The sequence below is a fragment of the Salinibacter grassmerensis genome (assembly GCF_947077765.1).
GTDB classification, from domain to species: Bacteria; Bacteroidota; Rhodothermia; order Rhodothermales; family Salinibacteraceae; genus Salinibacter; species Salinibacter grassmerensis.
Map to the genome: position 1 here is coordinate 458,139 of NZ_CAMTTF010000003.1, position 18,849 is coordinate 476,987.

At 63.4% G+C, this 18,849-nt stretch carries 19 protein-coding genes; 9 read left to right on the top strand and 10 right to left on the bottom strand.

The genetic code is table 11. The features are described 5' to 3' along the window. Positions 1-305: 305 nt before the first annotated feature. The 6 genes from OJB03_RS09195 to OJB03_RS09220 all read right to left on the bottom strand — a co-directional run bounded on the left by OJB03_RS09195 (position 306) and on the right by OJB03_RS09220 (position 5,538). Entirely contained in the window at positions 306-563 is a 258-nt protein-coding gene (locus OJB03_RS09195; protein WP_263786715.1) for a histidine kinase dimerization/phospho-acceptor domain-containing protein, read from the bottom strand. 69 nt (positions 564-632) lie between these two features. Then, a complete protein-coding gene (locus OJB03_RS09200; protein WP_263786717.1) occupies positions 633-1,490 on the bottom strand; it encodes an MBL fold metallo-hydrolase in 858 nt (285 codons plus the stop codon). 75 nt (positions 1,491-1,565) lie between these two features. Next, positions 1,566-2,207 carry an LON peptidase substrate-binding domain-containing protein gene (locus OJB03_RS09205; protein ID WP_263786719.1) on the bottom strand — a complete coding sequence of 214 codons (642 nt, stop codon included), beginning with the start codon at positions 2,205-2,207 and terminating at the stop codon, positions 1,566-1,568. Positions 2,208-2,459: 252 nt separating this feature from the next. Beyond that, entirely contained in the window at positions 2,460-3,203 is a 744-nt protein-coding gene (locus tag OJB03_RS09210) for an ABC transporter ATP-binding protein (protein WP_263786722.1), read from the bottom strand. Between the two features lie 109 nt (positions 3,204-3,312). Beyond that, complete coding sequence (locus OJB03_RS09215; RefSeq protein ID WP_263786724.1) at positions 3,313-4,692, bottom strand: sigma-54-dependent transcriptional regulator; 1,380 nt, start codon at positions 4,690-4,692, stop codon at positions 3,313-3,315. 129 nt (positions 4,693-4,821) lie between these two features. Then, positions 4,822-5,538, bottom strand: coding sequence for a tetratricopeptide repeat protein (locus OJB03_RS09220; RefSeq protein WP_263786725.1), 717 nt, complete (start codon positions 5,536-5,538; stop codon positions 4,822-4,824). A gap of 344 nt (positions 5,539-5,882) precedes the next feature. Between OJB03_RS09220 and gap the strand changes: the two genes are divergently transcribed. The 9 genes from gap (at position 5,883) to OJB03_RS09265 (ending at position 15,066) form a co-directional block, all read left to right on the top strand. Further along, positions 5,883-6,887, top strand: a complete 1,005-nt coding sequence (gap, locus tag OJB03_RS09225) for a type I glyceraldehyde-3-phosphate dehydrogenase (protein WP_263786726.1) — start codon at positions 5,883-5,885, stop codon at positions 6,885-6,887. 90 nt (positions 6,888-6,977) lie between these two features. Further along, the gene (locus OJB03_RS09230; RefSeq protein WP_263786727.1) at positions 6,978-8,174 is read left to right on the top strand and encodes a phosphoglycerate kinase; all 1,197 of its coding nucleotides are present in this window, start codon (positions 6,978-6,980) and stop codon (positions 8,172-8,174) included. 44 nt (positions 8,175-8,218) lie between these two features. Then, complete coding sequence (locus tag OJB03_RS09235; protein ID WP_263786728.1) at positions 8,219-9,160, top strand: mechanosensitive ion channel family protein; 942 nt, start codon at positions 8,219-8,221, stop codon at positions 9,158-9,160. A 5-nt stretch (positions 9,161-9,165) separates the two neighbouring features. Next, a complete protein-coding gene (locus OJB03_RS09240) occupies positions 9,166-10,110 on the top strand; it encodes an ABC transporter ATP-binding protein (RefSeq protein WP_263786729.1) in 945 nt (314 codons plus the stop codon). Positions 10,111-10,115: 5 nt separating this feature from the next. After that, entirely contained in the window at positions 10,116-10,964 is an 849-nt protein-coding gene (locus tag OJB03_RS09245; protein WP_263786730.1) for an ABC transporter permease, read from the top strand. A 93-nt stretch (positions 10,965-11,057) separates the two neighbouring features. After that, on the top strand, positions 11,058-11,951 hold the full coding sequence (locus OJB03_RS09250) for a dimethylarginine dimethylaminohydrolase family protein (protein ID WP_263786731.1): 894 nt from the start codon (positions 11,058-11,060) through the stop codon (positions 11,949-11,951). 181 nt (positions 11,952-12,132) lie between these two features. Beyond that, entirely contained in the window at positions 12,133-12,831 is a 699-nt protein-coding gene (locus tag OJB03_RS09255; RefSeq protein ID WP_263786732.1) for a TIGR04283 family arsenosugar biosynthesis glycosyltransferase, read from the top strand. A 119-nt stretch (positions 12,832-12,950) separates the two neighbouring features. Next, on the top strand, positions 12,951-13,364 hold the full coding sequence (locus tag OJB03_RS09260; RefSeq protein WP_263786733.1) for a BlaI/MecI/CopY family transcriptional regulator: 414 nt from the start codon (positions 12,951-12,953) through the stop codon (positions 13,362-13,364). Further along, positions 13,345-15,066: a M56 family metallopeptidase gene (locus OJB03_RS09265; RefSeq protein ID WP_263786734.1), complete on the top strand. Its 1,722-nt coding sequence runs from the start codon at positions 13,345-13,347 to the stop codon at positions 15,064-15,066. The genes OJB03_RS09260 and OJB03_RS09265 overlap by 20 nt, the downstream gene beginning before the upstream one ends. Positions 15,067-15,076: 10 nt before the next feature. Here the strand turns inward: OJB03_RS09265 and OJB03_RS09270 are convergent, their stop codons facing one another. From OJB03_RS09270 to OJB03_RS09285, 4 genes are all read right to left on the bottom strand, one after another. After that, positions 15,077-15,601 carry a hypothetical protein gene (locus tag OJB03_RS09270; protein WP_263786735.1) on the bottom strand — a complete coding sequence of 175 codons (525 nt, stop codon included), beginning with the start codon at positions 15,599-15,601 and terminating at the stop codon, positions 15,077-15,079. A 119-nt stretch (positions 15,602-15,720) separates the two neighbouring features. After that, the gene (locus OJB03_RS09275) at positions 15,721-16,221 is read right to left on the bottom strand and encodes an HNH endonuclease (RefSeq protein ID WP_272507283.1); all 501 of its coding nucleotides are present in this window, start codon (positions 16,219-16,221) and stop codon (positions 15,721-15,723) included. 265 nt (positions 16,222-16,486) lie between these two features. After that, positions 16,487-17,617 carry an RluA family pseudouridine synthase gene (locus OJB03_RS09280; protein WP_263786737.1) on the bottom strand — a complete coding sequence of 377 codons (1,131 nt, stop codon included), beginning with the start codon at positions 17,615-17,617 and terminating at the stop codon, positions 16,487-16,489. Positions 17,618-17,655: 38 nt separating this feature from the next. Further along, positions 17,656-18,795 (bottom strand): aminotransferase class V-fold PLP-dependent enzyme, encoded by a 1,140-nt coding sequence (locus tag OJB03_RS09285; RefSeq protein WP_263786738.1) that lies wholly within the window; start codon positions 18,793-18,795, stop codon positions 17,656-17,658. Positions 18,796-18,849: the final 54 nt, after the last annotated feature.

The following is an 18,849-nucleotide window of genomic DNA, read 5'->3' on the forward strand; positions in this document are numbered from 1 at the left end:
AGAGCAGAACCGCGACTCCGGTCCGGCGCACCGTGCCATTCCGGAATTCACTAGCGGAGATGCCCTGGTCGGCTCGGGATGCCCCTCATCCAATTCAATTCGCGCGGCGTCGTCTGTAGCGTTTGTGGATCAACAGGCCGTAAGGGATCTGCGGGGAAAACCAACGGGAATGTTTGACGCGCTAGAACCCATTTCGCTGTCCAGTACGAATGTAACAGCCATTCCGGACATATTCCAAAGACAAAAGATGTTGCGGATCTCCACTTAGGCGGACGGCGCCTGCGGGTTTCGTTGTTCAACCCTCGTCACGCCTCTTCTTGATCTTCGAGCGCGTCCCGAAGGCGGGTCAGCCGCTGAAGAGATTCCGCCATCCGCTGGCTGGCTTCCTGGATGTCCTGGGCCGACGAGGCAAACTGCTCGTCGAGCTCTTCCTCCTGACTCAGTTCAAGTAAAAACTGCGCGTTCCCGGAGATAATGGAGAGGGGATTGTTGAGATCGTGGTAGACAGTGGACAGGGTCTCGTGGAGCTCGTCCGTCGTTTCAGGCTCTTCGAAGTCACTCATTATACCGGGTCGCTACTGGCGGAATGGAAAGGGACGGTGAGGCAGGAGGGACCGCACTGTTGCAAAGCTTTACAAAGCATGGAGGGGACGTTTATTGACGACCTGAACACCACGGTCGGTGCGTTTCACATCGGCAACCGCGACGTCCGGGTCATGTTCGAAGAACAATTTCCATTCCGAATCCGCCGCCTGCCCCAAAAACTTGCGTTTCTCCTCAATTGTCCGGAGTGGGCGGACGTCGTAGGCCATCGTCCAAGCCGGGGATAGATGGTGCGTGGTCGGGAGAAGGTCCGCCACGTAAACGAGGGTCGTCTCGTCGTCCCGTACCATTACAATTTGTTGCGCCTCGGTGTGGCCGTGTACGAGGGACACGTCGACGTGTGGCAGAAGTGTTGTCTCTCCCTCCACACGGTTGAGCCGCCCCGTTTCTTCGATGGGGGCGAATGTGTCGGGGCGGAAGGACTGGGCCTCTTTCGGGTTCGGATCGGTGGCCCAGTCCCAGTGTCGTTGCTGGACGTGGTAGGTCGCGTTGGGGAAGGCAACTGCAGGATCCCCGTCGACCCGGCGTGTGCTCCCGCCCGCATGATCGAAGTGAAGGTGCGTGAGGATGACATCCGTCACGTCCGCCGGCGCTACCCCCTGTGCCGCAAGCGAACTCTTGAGGGTGGATCCGCTGTGATCCACCGCGAAGATGTCCTGGAACTTCGTGCCTTCGAACGTGTCGCCGACCCCAGTGTCGATCAACACGACGCGATCGTTTCCTGTCAGCAGGAGGCACCGCATGCTCAGTGGAATGCGGTTCTGTTCGTCCGGCTCAATGCGTTCCGACCAGAGGGGCTTCGGCACGATCCCGAACATGGCACCGCCGTCCAACCCAAACCGACCGGTTTCAATGCTGTGGAGCGTGTAGGGGCCAATTTCGGGCATCGGGGGATCGGCGTGTTTGTGACGAGAGATGTGGGCGCGTAATCTCTCGAACACCGACCTCAATGTCCACGGCTGTCATACCTCTTCGGGCGGAAAGTCTTTGAAGTGCCCGTTAGAACGAATCCGCCGCCGGACTCCCTCCTGCTCTTCAATACGAGGGATAACCGACTCGAAGTGGTTGATGAGGTAGCGGATTCGTTCGTTCTCGGTTTTCCCTTCGAGCACTTCTTGCTTTTGGTCCCCGTCCAGGGCGCCGTTTTGGGCCAGGACGAACGACAGGCGGTCCACATCCTCGTACAGATCGGGGCGGACCGTGCGGCCAGCCAGTTCCAACAGCTTCATGTGTTGTGTAATGGCTCGCTCTTTCAGATCGAGGTCGATGGTCGTCTCCTCATCCTCAATCAGCGCAATGTCGGCGGTGTAGTAGCTCGCCTGGTCGTCGCGAACGGTGTCAATTCGGAATCGCTCCTCCCCGCGCACCACGATGTCCGAACGCCCGTCGTCGTACTGCTTCACGACCTCTTCGATGCGGGCCGTCGTGCCCACGTCCGCCCGCGACTCCCCATCGGTTCGGACGATGCCGAAGGGCACCTCGTGCTCTAGGCAGTACGCGGTGAGGGCCCTGTATCGGTCCTCGAAGATATGGAGGGACAACTGCTCACCCGGATACAGGACAAGGCTCAGCGGAAATAGAGGAAGAGAATCAATCGAATCCATGGAAATACAACACCTAGTGTCGCAAAGATAGCACCCGAGCCGACCAGTCGGTTCGGCTCCTGTTCGAGGACAGGACGACAGTTATCTTCTGTTCTACACCCGGGATTCTTCCCTTGAAGAACTTCGTCTCGCTCCGGACCCGGCTCTGTATACGAGCGTGTACCGCCCCGTTTGTACAGTTTGGCACAACGGACCCTCGAACCCGGAGTTCGACGCCCGCCGCCAAAGGATCATTTTCGTTTCATCCCAAGATCAGGCCTCCGGGCGCTCTCCGTCGGGCGGGCCCGTTTCGGGAGCCATCTCGTCGGCTGGGGCCGGCGGGTGCAGCGAGCCGTGCTCAAGCCGAAGGATGCGGCCGGCCACCTCAGCGAGGGACGGGTCGTGCGAGGCCAGCACGAAGGTATGAGCCATCTCGCGGCTCAGCCGCTCAATCTCGCGGTGCAGGGGCTCGGCCGTGCGGGCGTCCAGATTGCCGGTGGGCTCGTCCATGAGCACCAGTGCCGGCTCGTTCATGAGGGCCCGGGCGATGGCTACTCGTTGCTTCTCTCCACCCGAGAGGGTACGGGGCCGATGGTCGGCACGGTCGTCCAGGCCCAGCAGGGCAAGCAGGTCGTGGGCCCGTGGCGTAACGTCCGCCAAAGAGCGGTGCTGGATGAGGGCCGGCATGGCCACGTTTTCGAGGGCCGTGAACTCCGGGAGCAGGTGATGAAACTGAAAGACAAACCCGATCGACCGATTGCGGAAGGCCGCAAGCTCCTCGTCGCTTTTCGCGAAGAGATCCGTTCCGGCAAACCGGACCGTTCCATCGGTCGGCCGGTCCAGGGCCCCCAGCAGGTGAAGGAGCGTGGACTTCCCGGTCCCACTCTCCCCCACGACGGCAAGAATCTCCCCTTCCTGTACGGCCAGGTCAAGGTCCTGAAGAACGGTAAGCGGGTCATCGCCCCCCGTGTCGTATTGCTTGAGGAGCGCATCGACCTGAAGCAGCGGCGTGTCCACGGCGGAAAGAGAAGTAAACGACGACAATGGAGTGGTGAGCACGGGCCGCCCGGAGCACGGATCCCTGGTGCACCCTCAGTTTTTGTGCGGGGACGAGCCGCGCCCCTCGCTAGTCCCCCCGTTCGAGCCCGTACTTGTTGAGTTTGTTGTAGAGGTGGGATCGCTGGATGCCGATCGTTTCGGCCGTCTGACTTACGTTCCAGTCGTGCTCGTGGAGCTTGTGTTGGATGAAGTGTTTCTCAAACTGATCGCGGGCGTCACTGAAGTCGTCGTAGCCCTTGATGAGCTCCTGGGCCGGGCCCTCCCCATTCCCCCCCGGCTGCAAAAACTGATCAATGTCGTCCCCTTCGATGACATCGCCCTTAACGAGAATGAGGAGGCGCTCGATGACGTTGTGCAGCTCTCGGACATTTCCCCGCCAGTCGTACCGCTGCAGCCGCCGGATCGCTTCCTCCGCAAAGTCTTTCGGCGGAAGCCCGTTGCGCTGGGCCACCCGCTCGGCGATGTGCCGGGTCAGCGGCGGGATGTCTTCTCGGCGGTCTCGGAGGGGCGGGACGTCGATGAGGATGACGCCGATGCGGTGATAAAGGTCCTCCCGAAACTGTCCCTCTTCAATCTCCTCCATCAGGTCCTTATTGGTGGCCGCCACCACTCGAACATCAACCGGAATGGTGTGCTCCCCCCCGACCCGCTCAATTTCATTTTCCTCCAGCACGCGAAGTACCTTCGCCTGCGCCGAAAGGCTCATGTCCCCAATCTCGTCCAGGAACAGCGTGCCCTCGTGGGCTTGCTCGAACTTGCCGATGCGCTGCTCCGTGGCCCCGGTAAAAGCCCCCTTCTCGTGCCCGAACAACTCGCTCTCAATCAACTCACTCGGAATCGCGGCGCAGTTCACCTCCACCATCGGCTCGTCGGCCCGGCCCGATTTGTAGTGCAGCCATTTGGCCACGAGTTCTTTGCCGGTGCCGTTCTCACCGGAGATGAGTACCCGCGCCGCCGTGGGGGCTACCCGCTCAATCGTATCCTTAATCGCTTGAATCTCGTCGCTCTCCCCAATGATCGGGGGCAGGTCTCCGGTGCTCTGCTCGGTGATCGTCTGCCGCATCCGGCGGTTCTCGACCTCCAGTTGCCCGTGGTCCAGGGCGTTGCGGACGGTTACCAGCAATCGGTTGAGGTCCGGCGGCTTCTCGATGAAATCGAAAGCCCCCAGCTTGGTCGACTCCACCGCCGTCTCGATGGTGCCGTGGCCACTGATCATGAGGACCGGGACCTCGTATCCCTCGTCGGCGATCGTTTCGAGCACCTCCATGCCGTCCCTCTTCGGCATCTTCACGTCGAGGATCACCAGGTCGTAGGCATTCTCGCGGAGGGCCACCAGCGCCTCCTCCCCGTCGACCGCCTCCTCCACCCCAAAGTCCTCATACTCCAGGATTTCGCGAAGCGTCCGCCGAATGCTCGCCTCGTCGTCAACGACTAAAATTGTAGGCATGCCGCGAAGGAGACTCGTCCATAGAACGCGCAGGAGGTCGAAGGACCAGACCTCGCCACAGGGATGCCTGGAGCCCCGAACGCTGATCTCTCACATGCTCGCGTCCCCGGACCCGAAGTGAAGGAGCGACTATGACGAGGGTGCGCTACCCAGACGCACTTCGGCGCGGGCCAGGTATTGCTCGGCGTTGCTGGCCTGGTCGGAGTCCGGGTACTCGTCCTGGATCCGCTCATATACCCCAATGGCCGCCTCGTACTGGCCGGCCTCTTCGTAGGCCCGTCCCGCATTGAGCAGATATCGGGGGGCCGTCAACTCATTCTGATACTGTGAGGCAGCCTGTTCGTAGAGATCGGCCGCCCGCTCAAAGGAGCCCTGGTTTTCCTGAATGGCCGCCTGTGCCGCGTACGCGCTGGCGCCGATGAAATCCTGCCCCTTCTCGAACCGCTGGTAATACGTGGCGGCCCGGTCGTACTCTTCCCGCTGATAGAGGGCGTTTGCGGCGTAGAAGGTGGCGAGGTTGCCCGCGTCGGTGCCGCCGTAGTCGTCCGCAATGGAAAGGAGCCCCGCCCGGTCGCCCGTCCCGTCAAGGGCCTGCTGAAAGTTGCCCTGCTCATACACCGGGAGAATCTGGCCGAGCTGCTGGTTGGCCGCCTCTTCCTGCTGCTGGTGGTAGTAGATGTATCCCGGAATCGCCAGAATCAACACCAGAAGCGCCACCCCGAGTCCCTGCGCGAGTTGCTTGTACTCGTCGTAGAACAGAAGGGCCCGCGCGTACAGGTCGACGAAGATGTTTTGCCGAAGTTCTTGTCGGCGCGACGTCTTTTCGGGCGTTTTGAGGGCAGCCATGTCCAGCGGGAGAGTCCGGAATCAGAATAACGCGAGAGGACGGATCGTCGATGGAAGAATTCCACACGGATGGATCCACATTGGGTACTGAATGCCGTTTAACGTCCCGTCGTTCATTCGTTTCCCCCGCGGTCAGGCCGTCCCGGGGTGGGTCCGGTTTTGCATGTGATCTTTACCGAAGAGACTTCCGGCTCTTTTATACCTTTACGACGCGATACGTATAGCTCATTTGCTTCGTAGCAAGGGGGATCCGCGAACAGATTACACCCATTGTCCCCTTGTGGCCGCCGTCACCGCGGCGTGCCTTCGCCCATCTGTTGAACTAAGACGACTCTTGACTCCTTATGTCGATCAAACTAGGAATTAATGGATTTGGCCGTATCGGGCGGCTGTGTTTTCGTGCCCTCCTGGAACGCGAGGAGGACGAGATCGAGATCGTGGGCATCAACGACCTGACGGACGCCGAGACGCTGGCCACCCTGTTCAAGTACGACTCGGTACATGGGCAATTCCCCGGCGACGTGCACCTGGAGGAGAACACCCTCGTGGTGGACGATGAGGAGTTTCCCGTCTTCAGCGAAAAGGACCCGACGAACCTTCCCTGGGGCGACCACGACACCGACGTGGTGATCGAGTCCACGGGCGTGTTCCGCACCCGGGACAAGGCGGCCCAGCACCTTGAGGCCGGCGCGGACAAGGTTGTCATCAGTGCCCCCGCCAAGAGCGAGGTGGACGCCATGGTGGTGCTGGGGGTCAACGACGAGATCCTCACCGGAGACGAGAAGGTGGTGTCCAATGCCAGCTGCACCACCAACTGCCTCGCCCCCCTGGTCAAGGTTCTCGACGATGCCTTCGGCGTGGAGAGCGGCCTCATGACGACCGTGCACGCCTACACCGCCTCCCAGAACATCGTCGACGGCCCCCACGGTGACCTCCGCCGCGCCCGGACCGCCGCCGAGTCCATCATTCCCACCACTACCGGCGGCGCGAAGGCTGTCGGCAAAGTTCTGCCCCACCTCGACGGCAAGCTCGACGGCATGGCGATGCGCGTCCCGACGCCGGACGGCTCGGTGACCGACCTCACGGCGGTCGTAGAGCAGGACGTGACGGTCGAGGACGTCAATGAGGCATTCTACGAAGCCGCCAACGGCGAGCTCGAAGGGATCCTGGCCTACAGCGATGACCCGATCGTCTCCCGCGACATCATCCACGACCCGCATTCCTGCATCTACGATGCGCCGTGGTCGAAGGTAGCCGGCTCGCAGGTGAAATTGGTCGGCTGGTACGACAACGAGTGGGGCTACGCGAACCGGACCGTTGATCTCGTGGAGCGGCTCATGAACGCGTAACGGTGCTCCCGCGTCGCCCCGTGTTCCGGGCTACGCCCTTGCGGGGCGGCGTGATCAATCGCTCGTTCTGTCGCTCAACTTCCCCGTTCCATGCACAAGTTAACCCTCGACGACGTCGACGTACGCGGCCAGCGCGTCCTCATCCGTGTCGATTTCAACGTGCCGCTCGACATCTCCGAGGACGGAAGTCCCTGTGTGGGGGACGACACCCGTATCCGTGCCGCCCTTCCCACCATTCGCCACGTCCTCGACCAGGGCGGGAAGGCCATCCTCGTGAGTCACCTGGGCCGCCCAGGCGGACAGCCCGACCCGGACTTGAGCCTCGCCTGCGTGGGGGACCATCTCGGCACCCTCATCGAGGAGCGGGTTCGCTTCTCCAGCAACACGGTGGGGGATACCGTCGAGGAGGTCATCAACGGCATGAGCGACGGCAGCGTGATTTTGCTGGAGAACACGCGCTTCGACTCTGGCGAGAAGGCCAACGACGACACTTTCTCGAAGGCGCTGGCCAGCCTGGCTGACGTGTACGTCAACGATGCCTTCGGCGCGGCCCACCGGGCGCACGCCTCCACCGCCGGGGTGGCCGAGTTCATGGACGTGGCCGTCCTGGGGCGCCTGATGGAGGACGAGATCGAGGCCCTAGCGCGCGTCCGAGACGACCCGGAGCATCCCCTGGTCGCCGTCCTCGGCGGCTCCAAGGTCTCCGACAAGCTGGGGACGATCCGGGCTCTATCGGAGACGGCGGACCACCTGCTCATCGGAGGGGCCATGAGCTACACCTTCCTGAAGGTGCTCGGGCACGAGGTGGGAGCCTCCCGCGTGGAGGCCGATCGGCTGGAAACGGCCGAGGACCTGTACGAACAAGCCGAGGGCGCCATCACGCTCCCCACGGATCACGTCGTGGCCGAGGCGCCGGAGGCTGAGGCCGAGGCCTCGGTCGTGGAGGACGACATCCCCGAGGATCTCATGGGACTCGACATCGGTCCCGCTACAATTGACGCCTACCGCGACCGCATCCTCGACGCGGCCACGGTGGTCTGGAATGGACCCATGGGCGTGTTCGAGGTGGATCCATTCGCGGACGGCACGACCGCGATCGCAGAAGCTGCGGCCGACGCCACGGACGATGGCGCCTTTTCGGTGGTCGGGGGCGGCGACTCGGTGTCGGCACTGACCCAGTCCGGGTGCGACGACCGCATCAGTCACGTCTCCACCGGCGGCGGCGCCCTGCTTACGTTCCTTGAGGGCACCCCCCTTCCCGGAGTCGAGGCCCTCACGGATGCGTAGCTGCCCGACGCCCCGCTCCCCTCTCCGATGTCCTGCCTCCCGCCGTGCTTGACCTTCTCCTCCAGTTCGGTGCGCCTCCGGCATGGTTCGACTCGCTCAGCCTACGGGTCCTCCTCCTGGGAGCAGTGCGGATCGTCATCATTCTCGCCCTCGCCGCGCTCATTCTCGCGCTGGTCCGGCGGGGCACGGAGCGGTGGATCGCAGCCGTCGCGGATCTCCCGGCGACTGATCCCAAGCGCCAGCGCGCCGTCACACTTGGCAACCTGCTCCAGTCCACGGCAGGTTATGTCGTGTGGGCGGTCGCGGGCATCATGGTGCTCAGCGAAGTGGGCCTCGACATCGGGGCGCTCATCGCCACTGCCGGCATCGCGGGCCTGGCCGTTGGATTTGGGGCTCAGACCCTCGTGAAGGATGTCATCGGGGGCATTTTCCTCCTCTTCGACGACATTCTGCACGTCGGCGACCTCGTGACCATCAGCGGGCACACCGGAACGGTCGAGACGATCGGGGTGCGGCTGATCAAGCTGCGGAAGTTCGACGGCGAGCTCGTTATGATTCCCGCCGGAGAGGTGCGCATCTTTGGCAACAAGAGCGTCGAGTGGGCCCGCGCCATCGTGCCGGTGGGCCTCAGCTACGGCCAGGACGTGGATGCCATCCTACCCGTCATGGAACAGGTCGCGAACGAATGGGTGGCGGACCACGAGGAGATTGTGCTGGACGAGTCCCCGCAGGTGCAAGGCCTCATGGACTTCGGCGACTCGTCGGTCACGGCCCGGGTCGTGGTGCGCGTGGCGCCGGGCGAACAGTACGCCGCGGAGCGCGAACTACGACAGCGTCTGAAGCGGGCCTTCGACGCGAAGGACGTCGAGATTCCATTCCCACAGCGCACGACGCACGTCATCCAGAGCGAGGCACCGGCCCGAACCCCCGAAGCGGACGATGCATCGGATCCCCCTGCCCCCCCGGAGTCTGAAGAGAGCCGATAATCCCCATGCCTGCCCTCTCCGTCTCGTCGCTGTCGAAGACCTACCGCACCGGCCTCCTGCGGCGCTCAGCGGTGCGGGCACTCGACGGCATCTCGCTTGAGGTCGAGGAAGGCGCAATTTTTGGGCTTCTCGGTCCCAACGGGGCGGGAAAAACGACCCTCGTCAAAATTCTGCTCGGCCTCGTTCACCCCTCTGGCGGCACTGCCCGCCTCTTCGGCCGGCCCGCCGGCACCCCGGCCGCCCGCCACCGGATCGGGTTCGTCCCCGAAAACCACCGCTTTCCGGGGTTCTTCACGGCCACCCAGACGCTGCACGCCTACGGTCGCCTGGCCGACGTGCCGCGGACTGAGCGCAATCATCGCATCCCTCAGCTGCTGGACCGCCTCGCCCTCGACGGGCGGGGCGACACGAAGGTTAAGACCTTTTCGAAGGGCATGCTCCAGCGACTCGGGCTGGCCCAGGCCCTCCTCAACGAGCCCGACCTGCTGTTCCTCGACGAGCCGACCGGCGGCGTGGACCCAGTGGGGCGCCGCGCCATTCGGGACATCGTGCTGGAGCTGCGGGACAAAGGCAAGACGATCTTTCTCAACTCCCACCTCCTCTCCGAGGTCGAGAAGGTCTGTACGCAGATCGCCATTTTGCGGGACGGGACGCTGGTCCGGCGGGGAAGCGTCGAGGAGCTGACCGCCGTGGATCGGGTGTACGATCTCGTCGCCACGCCCGTCCCCGATTCGCTCCTGGACACGCCGGAGCTTCCCCTGACCCCCGCGCCCGACGGCTCTGCCTCTGCGTCGGACCTCGACCAGTATCGGGTCCACGCCGACGACCGGGCCACACTCAACGCGGTCGTGGACCGACTGCGCGGCGCCGACGTGGAAATTGAGTCCATCACCCCCCTTCGGCAGTCCCTCGAAGACTACTTCATCGACGTGGTCGATTCCCCGACCTGAGCGTCATGCGCCCCCTATTCGGTCTTGTTCTGATTACGTTTCGGGAGCTCTGGGCACGGAAGATCGTGCTGGGGCTGTTCATCGTCAGCTCCCTGGTGCTGCTGGCGGTCACCTTCGCCCTGAACCTGGACGTGGTGGAGGGGTCGCTCGCGGGCATCCGCCTCTTCGGGCAGGAAGCCGCCCCCGAGGACATGAGCGGGGAGGACGCACCGCCCTTGACGCTCTCCCGGGTGGTCGTCGCGGTGGAGTCTGTCGTGGCCGGCGTGGCGTACTGGATTGGCATTCTGCTGGCGCTCTTCGCCTCCGCCTCCCTTTTCCCGGACCTGCAATCCGACGGGCGTGTGGAGCTGCTGCTGTCCAAGCCCATTGGCCGCCTGAACGTCTTGTTTGGACACATGCTGGGGGTGTGGAGCGCCATCGGCATCCTCGCGGCGTATCTCTTGGGGGGGGTATGGGTCATCATGTCGCTCAAAACAGGGGTGTGGAACCCCCGCTTTCTGCTCTCCCTGCTTCTGGTCGTGGGCATGTTCGCGGTGATGTACGCGGCCGTCATGCTGATGGGGGTCTGGACCGAAAGCACGGCGCTGGGACTCATCGTCTCCTACGGCCTCATCTTCGTCTCGATGGTGCTGGCCGCTGCCGACCAGATCGGCCCAACCCTCGGCCCCGTCGGCAGCCCCGTCTTCTGGGGAATGTACCACACCTTGCCCAACTTCACAGAAGTCACCCAGATTGTCTCCACCCTGGCCAAAGGCGAGGCGGTGTCGTCCTGGTATCCGTTCGTCTCGTCGCTGCTCTTCGGCGGGGCCGCCTACGGAGTGACGGGCTACTGGTTTGTCCAGCGGGACTTCTGACCGTAGGGGCGGCGCATCTTTCCACCGGGCGTAGACTTCCCCCACTGCGTTGCCTATTTTTTCGCCCATCGCCTGTCCACGGTCCCCCTCCCCATGATTTACCAAACCCCCGACGCCCTTGACCTCCGGCTCAATCAAATTCCGCCGCTCCCTCGTCCGCAGCGTGTCGTCCTAACGACACCGACTCACTTCGACGTCGAATACGTCATCAACCCGCACATGTCGGAGAACGTGGGCGCGGTCAACAAGGACGTTGCCTGGCAGCAGTGGAAGGCCGTCCGCGCCGCCTACACGGCCCTCGACCACGCGCCCGTCACGATAAACGGCCAGTCCGGGCTGCCCGACATGGTCTTCTGCGCGAACCAGACCCTTCCCTTTTACAACCCCGAGTCCGACACAAAGGGCGTGGTGCTCAGCCGCATGCACAGCGAGCAGCGGGCGGACGAGGTGCCGTACTACGCCCGGTTTTTCGAGGAAAAGGGGTACGCGGTCGAGACCCTGCCCGAGAACCTGAACGCGGACTTTGAAGGCATGGGGGATGCCCTCTGGCATCCGGACCATCATCTCCTGTGGGGCGGGTACGGCTACCGGACGAGCATTGAGGCGTACGAGGCGCTCGGGGAGCTACTAGACGTCCCCATCGTGGCCCTCCGCCTCGTCGACCCGGACTACTACCACCTCGACACCTGTCTGTGTCCCCTAGACGCCCAGCACGCGCTCGTGGCCCCGGCGGCCTTCGACGACGCAGGCCGCGCTCTCATCGACGCCCTCTTCGAGACGGTCATCGAGGTGCCGGACCACGAGGCCCGGCATCAGTTTGCCTGCAATGCCCACTGCCCCGACGGCACACACGTGCTGATTCAGGAAGGCTGCGAGGGCACCAACGACCGACTGCGGGGCCACGACTTCGTCCCGGTGGAGCTCGACACCGGCGAGTTTATGAAGTCCGGCGGATCGGTATTCTGCATGAAACAGATGATCTGGTAAGCCCACACACTGGTGAGTCCACACAGGAGTCCCATGCAGGAGCAAGGTGCCTCTAGACGTGTGTCCTGGATACTGTGATGTGTGGAGGGGGGGCCCCAGAACAGGCACTCCCACGACACACGTATCCACCGCGTCTTGACAGCCCTGACGCTCCTCTGTCACAACGTCCGACCGCGTCGGAGTGATTGCCCCACGGCTTGTCTCGATCATTATCCCTACTCTGAACGAGGAAGACGCAATCGTCCCCACGGTGCGCCGGGCCCGCCGGCAGGAGGGCCCTGTGGAAATTCTGGTTGCGGACGGGGGGTCCACCGATGATACCCGGTCGGTGGCGCAGGCCCACGGCGCGGCGGTCCTACAGGCCCCGTGTGGCCGGGCCTCCCAGATGAACCACGGGGCCGATTGTAGCAGTGGAGACATTCTCCTTTTTCTGCACGCGGACACCCACCTCCCCCCGAACGGACTGTCACGGATCCGGCGTGCCCTGGCCGGGCCCGATGCCCACGCCGGCACATTTCGCCTGCGCTTTGATGACCCGACGCCGCTTCTCCGCTTTTACGCGTGGTGCACCCGATGGCCGTGGGTTCGTCTCTGCTTCGGCGACCGGGGCCAGTTCGTGGAGCGGTCGGCATTCGAGGCCGTGGGCGGCTTCCCAGACTGGCCCCTCTTCGAAGACCTGGAGCTAGCGGCCCGGCTCCACGGGCGTGGGGGATTTCACTTTCTGGATGCGGCCGTCACGACGTCGGCCCGCCGGTTCTACCGCCACGGGCCGCTCCGCCAACAGCTTCTCAATCTGTATCTGTGGAGCCACTACCTGTGGGGCACCGACCCGGACCGGCTGGCCTCCCTGTACCCCGACCGTCCCGCCCACCTCGACTAGCACTCCGTCCCGGCTAGGAGACGGCCTGCGCAAAAAGTGAAGATTCATGAAACCTGCTTGCATTGATACGACTTGCGTAGTACTAATTAAATAGTAATTACACACAAAGACATTCCCCCATGCAGCGAAAGTCCTTGACCCACCTCGGCGAAACGGAAATGGAGGTCCTCCACCACGTGTGGGACCTCGGCGAGGCCACCGTGGCCGACGTGCGCGAGCGCATTTTGGAGGACCGCGACGTGGCGTACACCACGGTCATGACAGTCCTCAAGAAGCTCGCCGAGAAGGGCTATCTCGACTACCACAAGGAAGGCCGATCGTACGTGTACAAGTCTGCCCAGGAGCAGGACGCGGTGCAGCACAGCCTACTGCGGCGACTGATGGAGAAGGTCTTTCGGGGCTCGCCTTCGGCGCTGGTGCAGACGCTCGTCCAGCGCGAGGACCTGAGTGACGACGAGCGTGAGGAGATCAGGGCCCTTATCAACGCCCTCGATGAGAAGAACTCCGAGACTGATGATGCAGATGATTCTTGACGGGCTCTCCGGCCTCGGCACGGCGACGATCGACCCACTGTGGCGGCCGGTTCTGGCGTGGACGGCCCTTGCTCTCCCCCTCTGGGCACTACTGGAGCAGACCGACCGCCTCCATCCGTACGCCGAATATCGGCTCTCACAGTTGATCCTCGCGGCCCTGCCCGCCGGCATCGTGGCGGTGGGGTTCGTTGAGCTGCTCCCTGGTGCCACACGTACCGCGGTCCTGCCTGCGCCGTCGGTTGTCGTGCTGCCGCCGATCGAGACCACGGCCGTCTCCACTGTCTCATGGTCGTGGATGCACGCGGTAGGGCTTCTCACCATCGGCGCGGTGGGAATTGGCCTGTTCCACCTTGGTCGCCTCGGGCTGGAGGTTTTGGCGGTATGCCGTGTCCGTCGGCGCGTTGGGACTACGGCGACGACGTCCTTGAACGCCGAGATCGATCGCCTCCGGAAGCAGCTCAACGTCGGCCGCCCGGTCCAAATCTGCACCTCTTCAGATGCGGCCGTGCCCGTGACGCTCGGCGGCCTCCGTCCCACGATTCTGATGCCGGAGCGGCTCGCAGACGCGCCGGAGGCACGTCGCATGGCCCTCCGCCACGAACTGATCCACATTCGCCGCCGGGACGACTGTGCCCAACTGGTGGAGCAGTTCATCGTCGCCCTGTTCGCCGCGCACCCGCTCGTGGGTCGACTGCGGCGACAGATTACCGAGGCGCGGGAGCGGGCCTGTGACGCGGCGGTCTTGGACCACGGCGCGACCCCCGCAGGCGACTACGCCCGCCTTCTCACCGCCTTTGCGGACGGAGACTCCTCTCGGCGCCTCGGCTCCCTCTCCCTCTCCGAATCGTCCTCTTCCCTCACCAACCGCCTTACTGCCATGCGCTCCTCAATGCCCTCATTTCTTTCCTCTCGATTCGCTCTCGGCACTGCCCTCGTGGCGGGGGGACTTGCACTCACGCTCGGCGTGGTCGCCTGCTCGGACAGCATCGGGCCGTCCTCCTCGACGGAGGAAACCACGGAGTCCAGCCCCTCCACGACGGCTAACAACGATGAGGTGTACATGGCCGTCGACGATCAACCCGAGCTCGTGGGCGGCATGGAGGCTCTACAGGAGTCCGTCTATTACCCCGAGGTGGCAAGGAGGGCGGGGCTTGAAGGGCAGGTCATCGTCCAGTTCGTGGTAGACGAGAAGGGAACTGTGACAAATCTCAAGGTCACGCGAGGGGTCGACGAGATACTGAACGAATCAGCCCTTGAGGCAGTGCGGCAGCAAACCTTTGAGCCAGGTCGAGAAGAGGGGGAGCCGGTGCCCGTACAGATGTCTCTTCCGATCACCTTCAAGCGGCCAGAGGCCGGTTCTCCCGAAACTACGACTCGGAATGAAGTTGTCGAATCTCCTAAATGGTCTCCGGCTGTTGCAAGTATTGAAGGAGGAAAACAAGCTCTTCAGGATGCTACCTCCTACCCTGATCTTGCCAGAAGTGCAGGAATTGAGGGAACCGTTCGCATCACCTTTACCGTGAGGAAATCAGGCGAGATCGAGGATGCCCGAGTCACGAAGAGCGTGCACGAAGCCCTTGATGCCGCTGCACTTGAGGCCGTGAGGAACGTATCGTTTACTCCAGCCAAAGAAGACAGCATTCTGGTTCCCACAGAGATGACCCTACCGATCAGCTTCTCCCTCGCAGGCAATGGAGAATAAAACTCTCCGTTTAGCGAGCCACCTGCCGGGCCGGATGGTTAGGGTCAGCCTCCGTAAGCCCGCGTTCTGCCGGGTCCCCGTTCTGTCGCAGGCTCCGGTTCCAGAACCAGATGATGACGCCGAAGAACAGGGCGGCCCCAAAACTCATGAGCCCGTTGATGCCGGCAATTCGGATCTGCGTATCCACGACCGGTGTCGCATTGATGGCCTCCGTGACGACAATGGACCGGCTGCCCCCCGACGCCACCCGTACCTGCAGGGTTTCTCGCCCCTTTAGGGCAGGCACGATGCCGTGGGGGAGCGAGAGCCGCTCGCGTGTGAGCGTGGAGCCGTCAGGCATCGGGACGCGGAGGCTCACGTAGTCGTACGTGACCTGGGTTCGGTTCGAGGCATGAACCTCCTGTACCTTCGCGGTGGCCGTCGTGCCTTGCGTCTTGGTGCTGTGCAGGTCGTACGCCACCTTCCCCTGATGCAGCGAGAGGACGACCATCAGGAACGGGACGAGCAAGGCAGCACGGGCAATCCAGCGGATCATCGGAGACAGGGGGTCCTGGTAGAGTGAGGATGGAGAGTATATCGGGTCCGTACGGCCGTGGTCCGCAGTCGATCAGTGGATGCCGGGGATTGTCCGTGAAAAGTCCTCCCTGAGCAACTCTACGACAGAAAGAGGTATGGCTTCCAGGTGTCTTCGATCTCGCCAGCAAAGTCCCGCAGAAACATCACGTAGCTGGGGCGGAACGGTTGGCGTGCCAGTTCCATGTCTGCCTCCTCAGGCGTCGAGTCTCCCTTCTGGTTGTTACAGGTGACACAGGCCGCCACGAGATTCTCCCACGTGTCGCGTCCCCCTCGAGACTTCGGCACCACATGGTCGATGGTGAGATTGCTTTGGGACCCGCAGTACTGACACGTGTTTCGGTCCCGCTTCAGAACGTTCTTGCGGGAGAGCATGACTCGCTTGTATGGGACGTTGGCGTACTGCTTCAGACGCACGATGCTCGGCCACGGCAGTTCTACGCTCGGCGAACGCACGTATCGATCGTCCGCCGATTCCACAAGGTGCACCTTTTGTAGGTGCATGAGGACAACGGCCCGCTCCACACTACAGACGGTGAGTGCGCTGTAATCCTGGTTCAACACGAGAACATGCCCGTTCATCGGACGCGAGCCTCCCATGCGGTACAGGACTGTCGCTCACTCCCCGCTCTGGCGGGGGCGGGACGGACCTCTAGCACGACCTGCGTGGAGTTAGTACGGAAGAGAAGAGCCTCCACCGGAATGTCCGGTGCTGATTCGGGATGCTAACGCTGCGGGTAAGCCCAAAATGCGTGGTGCGTTATCAAAGGTTAGGGCCCTTTGTTTCTCCGCGAGGTGCTCCGCAGGCTCGCACCCCTGTAACGTTTCTCTTTTTGTAAAACCCGTGTCACGGGTCCGTCATCCCCGCCCCTTCCTCCCGTCTTAGGTCGCGCAAGACGCGGCGCCAGGCCACCGGCGGATCGGCCTCGAAGCGAAGACGCTCCTCTGTAGCAGGATGATCGAAGCCGAGACGGTACGCATGAAGCGCAGGATGGGGAAGCGTCTCGAAGAGCTGATCGTAGAAATTCCGCCGGCTTCCACTCTGCGTCCCGTACCGGACCCGCTGCCCACCGTACTTCGGATCGCCAAGAAGCGGGTGGCCCTGCGAACGCGCATGCACTCGGATCTGGTGGGTGCGCCCCGTTTCCAACTCGAACTCGACGACGGACGTGTGGGCGTGGGCCTCTACGGTCTCGTAGTGCGTACGGGCCCACTTGCCCTCGTCCTCGGGCACGACGGCCATCCGCTGCCGGTGGTGCGGGTCGCGGCCGATGGCCCCCTCAATCGTCCCGTCCGGAGGGGCGAAGCCCCCCCACACAATCGCCCGGTACCGCCGGTCCACTGTGTGGGCCTTGAATTGCTCGGCCAAGGGCTGGTGGGCCCGGTCCCGCTTCGCCACGACCAGCAGGCCGGACGTGCCCTTGTCAAGCCGGTGCACGATGCCAGGACGTACCACTGGGTGATCCGGCGCCTCGGGAAGCGCGTTGACCAGCGAGAGGCCGACCTCCTCCTCCGACACCTCGTTCCGCTCATCGTCTGCGGCCACCGCCCCGCCATCCACGTGGTGAAGCAGGGCGTGGACGAGCGTCCCCGAACGGTGGCCCGGCGCCGGATGCACCACCATGCCCGCCGGCTTGTTCACCACGAGCAGGTCATCGTCCTCGTGGACCACGTCGAGCGGAATCGCCTCCGGCTCGGCCTGCATCGGCGGCTTCCGAATGAGCCGGAAGACGATCTCGTCGCCGGGCTCCACCCCGTACGACTTCTTGACGTCCTCCCCGTTCACGTTGAGGTGTCCCTTTTTGATTGCGCGCTGGATCTTGGTGCGGGAGGCCTCGGGGTAAAAGCGCGTGAGGTACTTGTCGATGCGCAGTGCGTCCGTTTCGGTCTCCGGCACGACCACCTCAACGACGTTCTCCTTCCGACGCACGTCGGCGTCGTACTGATTGGGATCGAATGACTCAGGAACTTGGCCCATCGCTCGAAAGCTAAAAACTCAAGGTACGGATGTCCGCCTCAACGCACGAACGAGTCAATCGCGTCGACGACAGTCCGAAGGTCTTCGTAATTGTTGTAGTACGTCGGCGCGAGCCGGAGCTTTTGGTTGCGCACCGCCCCGGTAATGCCGTGCTCCTTCAGGTGCTCGAACAGGGCTTCCGGGGCGTCCGGCGCGACCGTCACGATGCCGCTCGCGTGTGTCGGGGCGTCGGTGCCGTAACGGGGCAGCCCGCGGTCGCTCAGTTCGTCCGCGAGGGCTTTGGAAAGCCGAAGAACGCGCTCTTCGCACCACTCCGGGCCCGCGTCGAGGTACAGGCCGAGGGCTGCGTGCAGGGCCGCGACGCCGACGCTGTTAAGGGTGCCGGTGCGGAAGCGTCGCGCGTCGTCGTGAAACGTGAGGTCGTAGTCGTCGAGGTGCTCCCAGTCGACCGGCCCGTGGAGCCAGCCCGTGGGCGGCCGAAGGTGGCCCTGAAGCGCCTCGTCGCAGTAGAGCACGCCGACGCCCTGCGCGGCCATCAGCCACTTGTGTCCGCCGGCGGTCAAAAAGTCGATGCCCGTTGCCTCCACGTCCACCTGCAAGGCCCCGAGCCCCTGAATGGCGTCCACGCAGAAAATCACGCCGTGCTCCTCACAGAGCGCGCCGAGCGCCTCCAGGTCCGCCCGGAAGCCCGAGAGGAAGTGCACCCAGGAGACACTCAGGAGTCGCGTCTCGGACCGCAGGGTGTCGGCCACGTCCTCCACGGTGTACGCCCCCTCGTCCGTCGGCACGAAGTCAACCGCGACGCCCTGGTTCTCTAGGTTCAGAAACGGATATACGTTGGTCGGGAAGGCGCCATCGGGCACCGCGATGCGGTCGCCCTCCTCCCAGTCGAGCCCGCGGGCCAACACATTGAGGCCGGCCGAGGTGTTGGGGACGAACTCGACCCGACTCGATTCGGTGCCCAGTACCGTCGCCACCCGGTCTTTTGTCTCTTGAATCACGGGCAGGAAGGACTCAAAGTTTTCGACGGGCGCCTCTGGATCGGCCCCGTGCCGTTCTCCCACATACGCGTCGATGGCCTCGCGCACCGGCCGGCTCATGGGGCTCACCGCCGCGTGGTTGAGGTAGGTCTGATGCTCCGTGTGGGGGTAGTGGTTTCGGAGTGCTTCGGGGGTCATAGAGAGCAGGATTCTTCGCGAGAAGTAACGGCACTACCACGCGCCATCTCGGCT

Coding starts and splice junctions, on each gene's coding strand:
- OJB03_RS09275 (WP_272507283.1), bottom strand. CDS start 16,221: ATGAACGGGCATGTTCTCGTGTTGAACCAGGATTACAGCGCACTCACC.
- OJB03_RS09280 (WP_263786737.1), bottom strand. CDS start 17,617: ATGGGCCAAGTTCCTGAGTCATTCGATCCCAATCAGTACGACGCCGAC.
- OJB03_RS09260 (WP_263786733.1), top strand. CDS start 12,951: ATGCAGCGAAAGTCCTTGACCCACCTCGGCGAAACGGAAATGGAGGTC.
- OJB03_RS09285 (WP_263786738.1), bottom strand. CDS start 18,795: ATGACCCCCGAAGCACTCCGAAACCACTACCCCCACACGGAGCATCAG.
- OJB03_RS09220 (WP_263786725.1), bottom strand. CDS start 5,538: ATGGCTGCCCTCAAAACGCCCGAAAAGACGTCGCGCCGACAAGAACTT.
- OJB03_RS09245 (WP_263786730.1), top strand. CDS start 10,116: ATGCGCCCCCTATTCGGTCTTGTTCTGATTACGTTTCGGGAGCTCTGG.
- gap (WP_263786726.1), top strand. CDS start 5,883: ATGTCGATCAAACTAGGAATTAATGGATTTGGCCGTATCGGGCGGCTG.
- OJB03_RS09270 (WP_263786735.1), bottom strand. CDS start 15,601: ATGATCCGCTGGATTGCCCGTGCTGCCTTGCTCGTCCCGTTCCTGATG.
- OJB03_RS09250 (WP_263786731.1), top strand. CDS start 11,058: ATGATTTACCAAACCCCCGACGCCCTTGACCTCCGGCTCAATCAAATT.
- OJB03_RS09265 (WP_263786734.1), top strand. CDS start 13,345: ATGATGCAGATGATTCTTGACGGGCTCTCCGGCCTCGGCACGGCGACG.
- OJB03_RS09205 (WP_263786719.1), bottom strand. CDS start 2,207: ATGGATTCGATTGATTCTCTTCCTCTATTTCCGCTGAGCCTTGTCCTG.
- OJB03_RS09215 (WP_263786724.1), bottom strand. CDS start 4,692: ATGCCTACAATTTTAGTCGTTGACGACGAGGCGAGCATTCGGCGGACG.
- OJB03_RS09200 (WP_263786717.1), bottom strand. CDS start 1,490: ATGCCCGAAATTGGCCCCTACACGCTCCACAGCATTGAAACCGGTCGG.
- OJB03_RS09230 (WP_263786727.1), top strand. CDS start 6,978: ATGCACAAGTTAACCCTCGACGACGTCGACGTACGCGGCCAGCGCGTC.
- OJB03_RS09195 (WP_263786715.1), bottom strand. CDS start 563: ATGAGTGACTTCGAAGAGCCTGAAACGACGGACGAGCTCCACGAGACC.
- OJB03_RS09240 (WP_263786729.1), top strand. CDS start 9,166: ATGCCTGCCCTCTCCGTCTCGTCGCTGTCGAAGACCTACCGCACCGGC.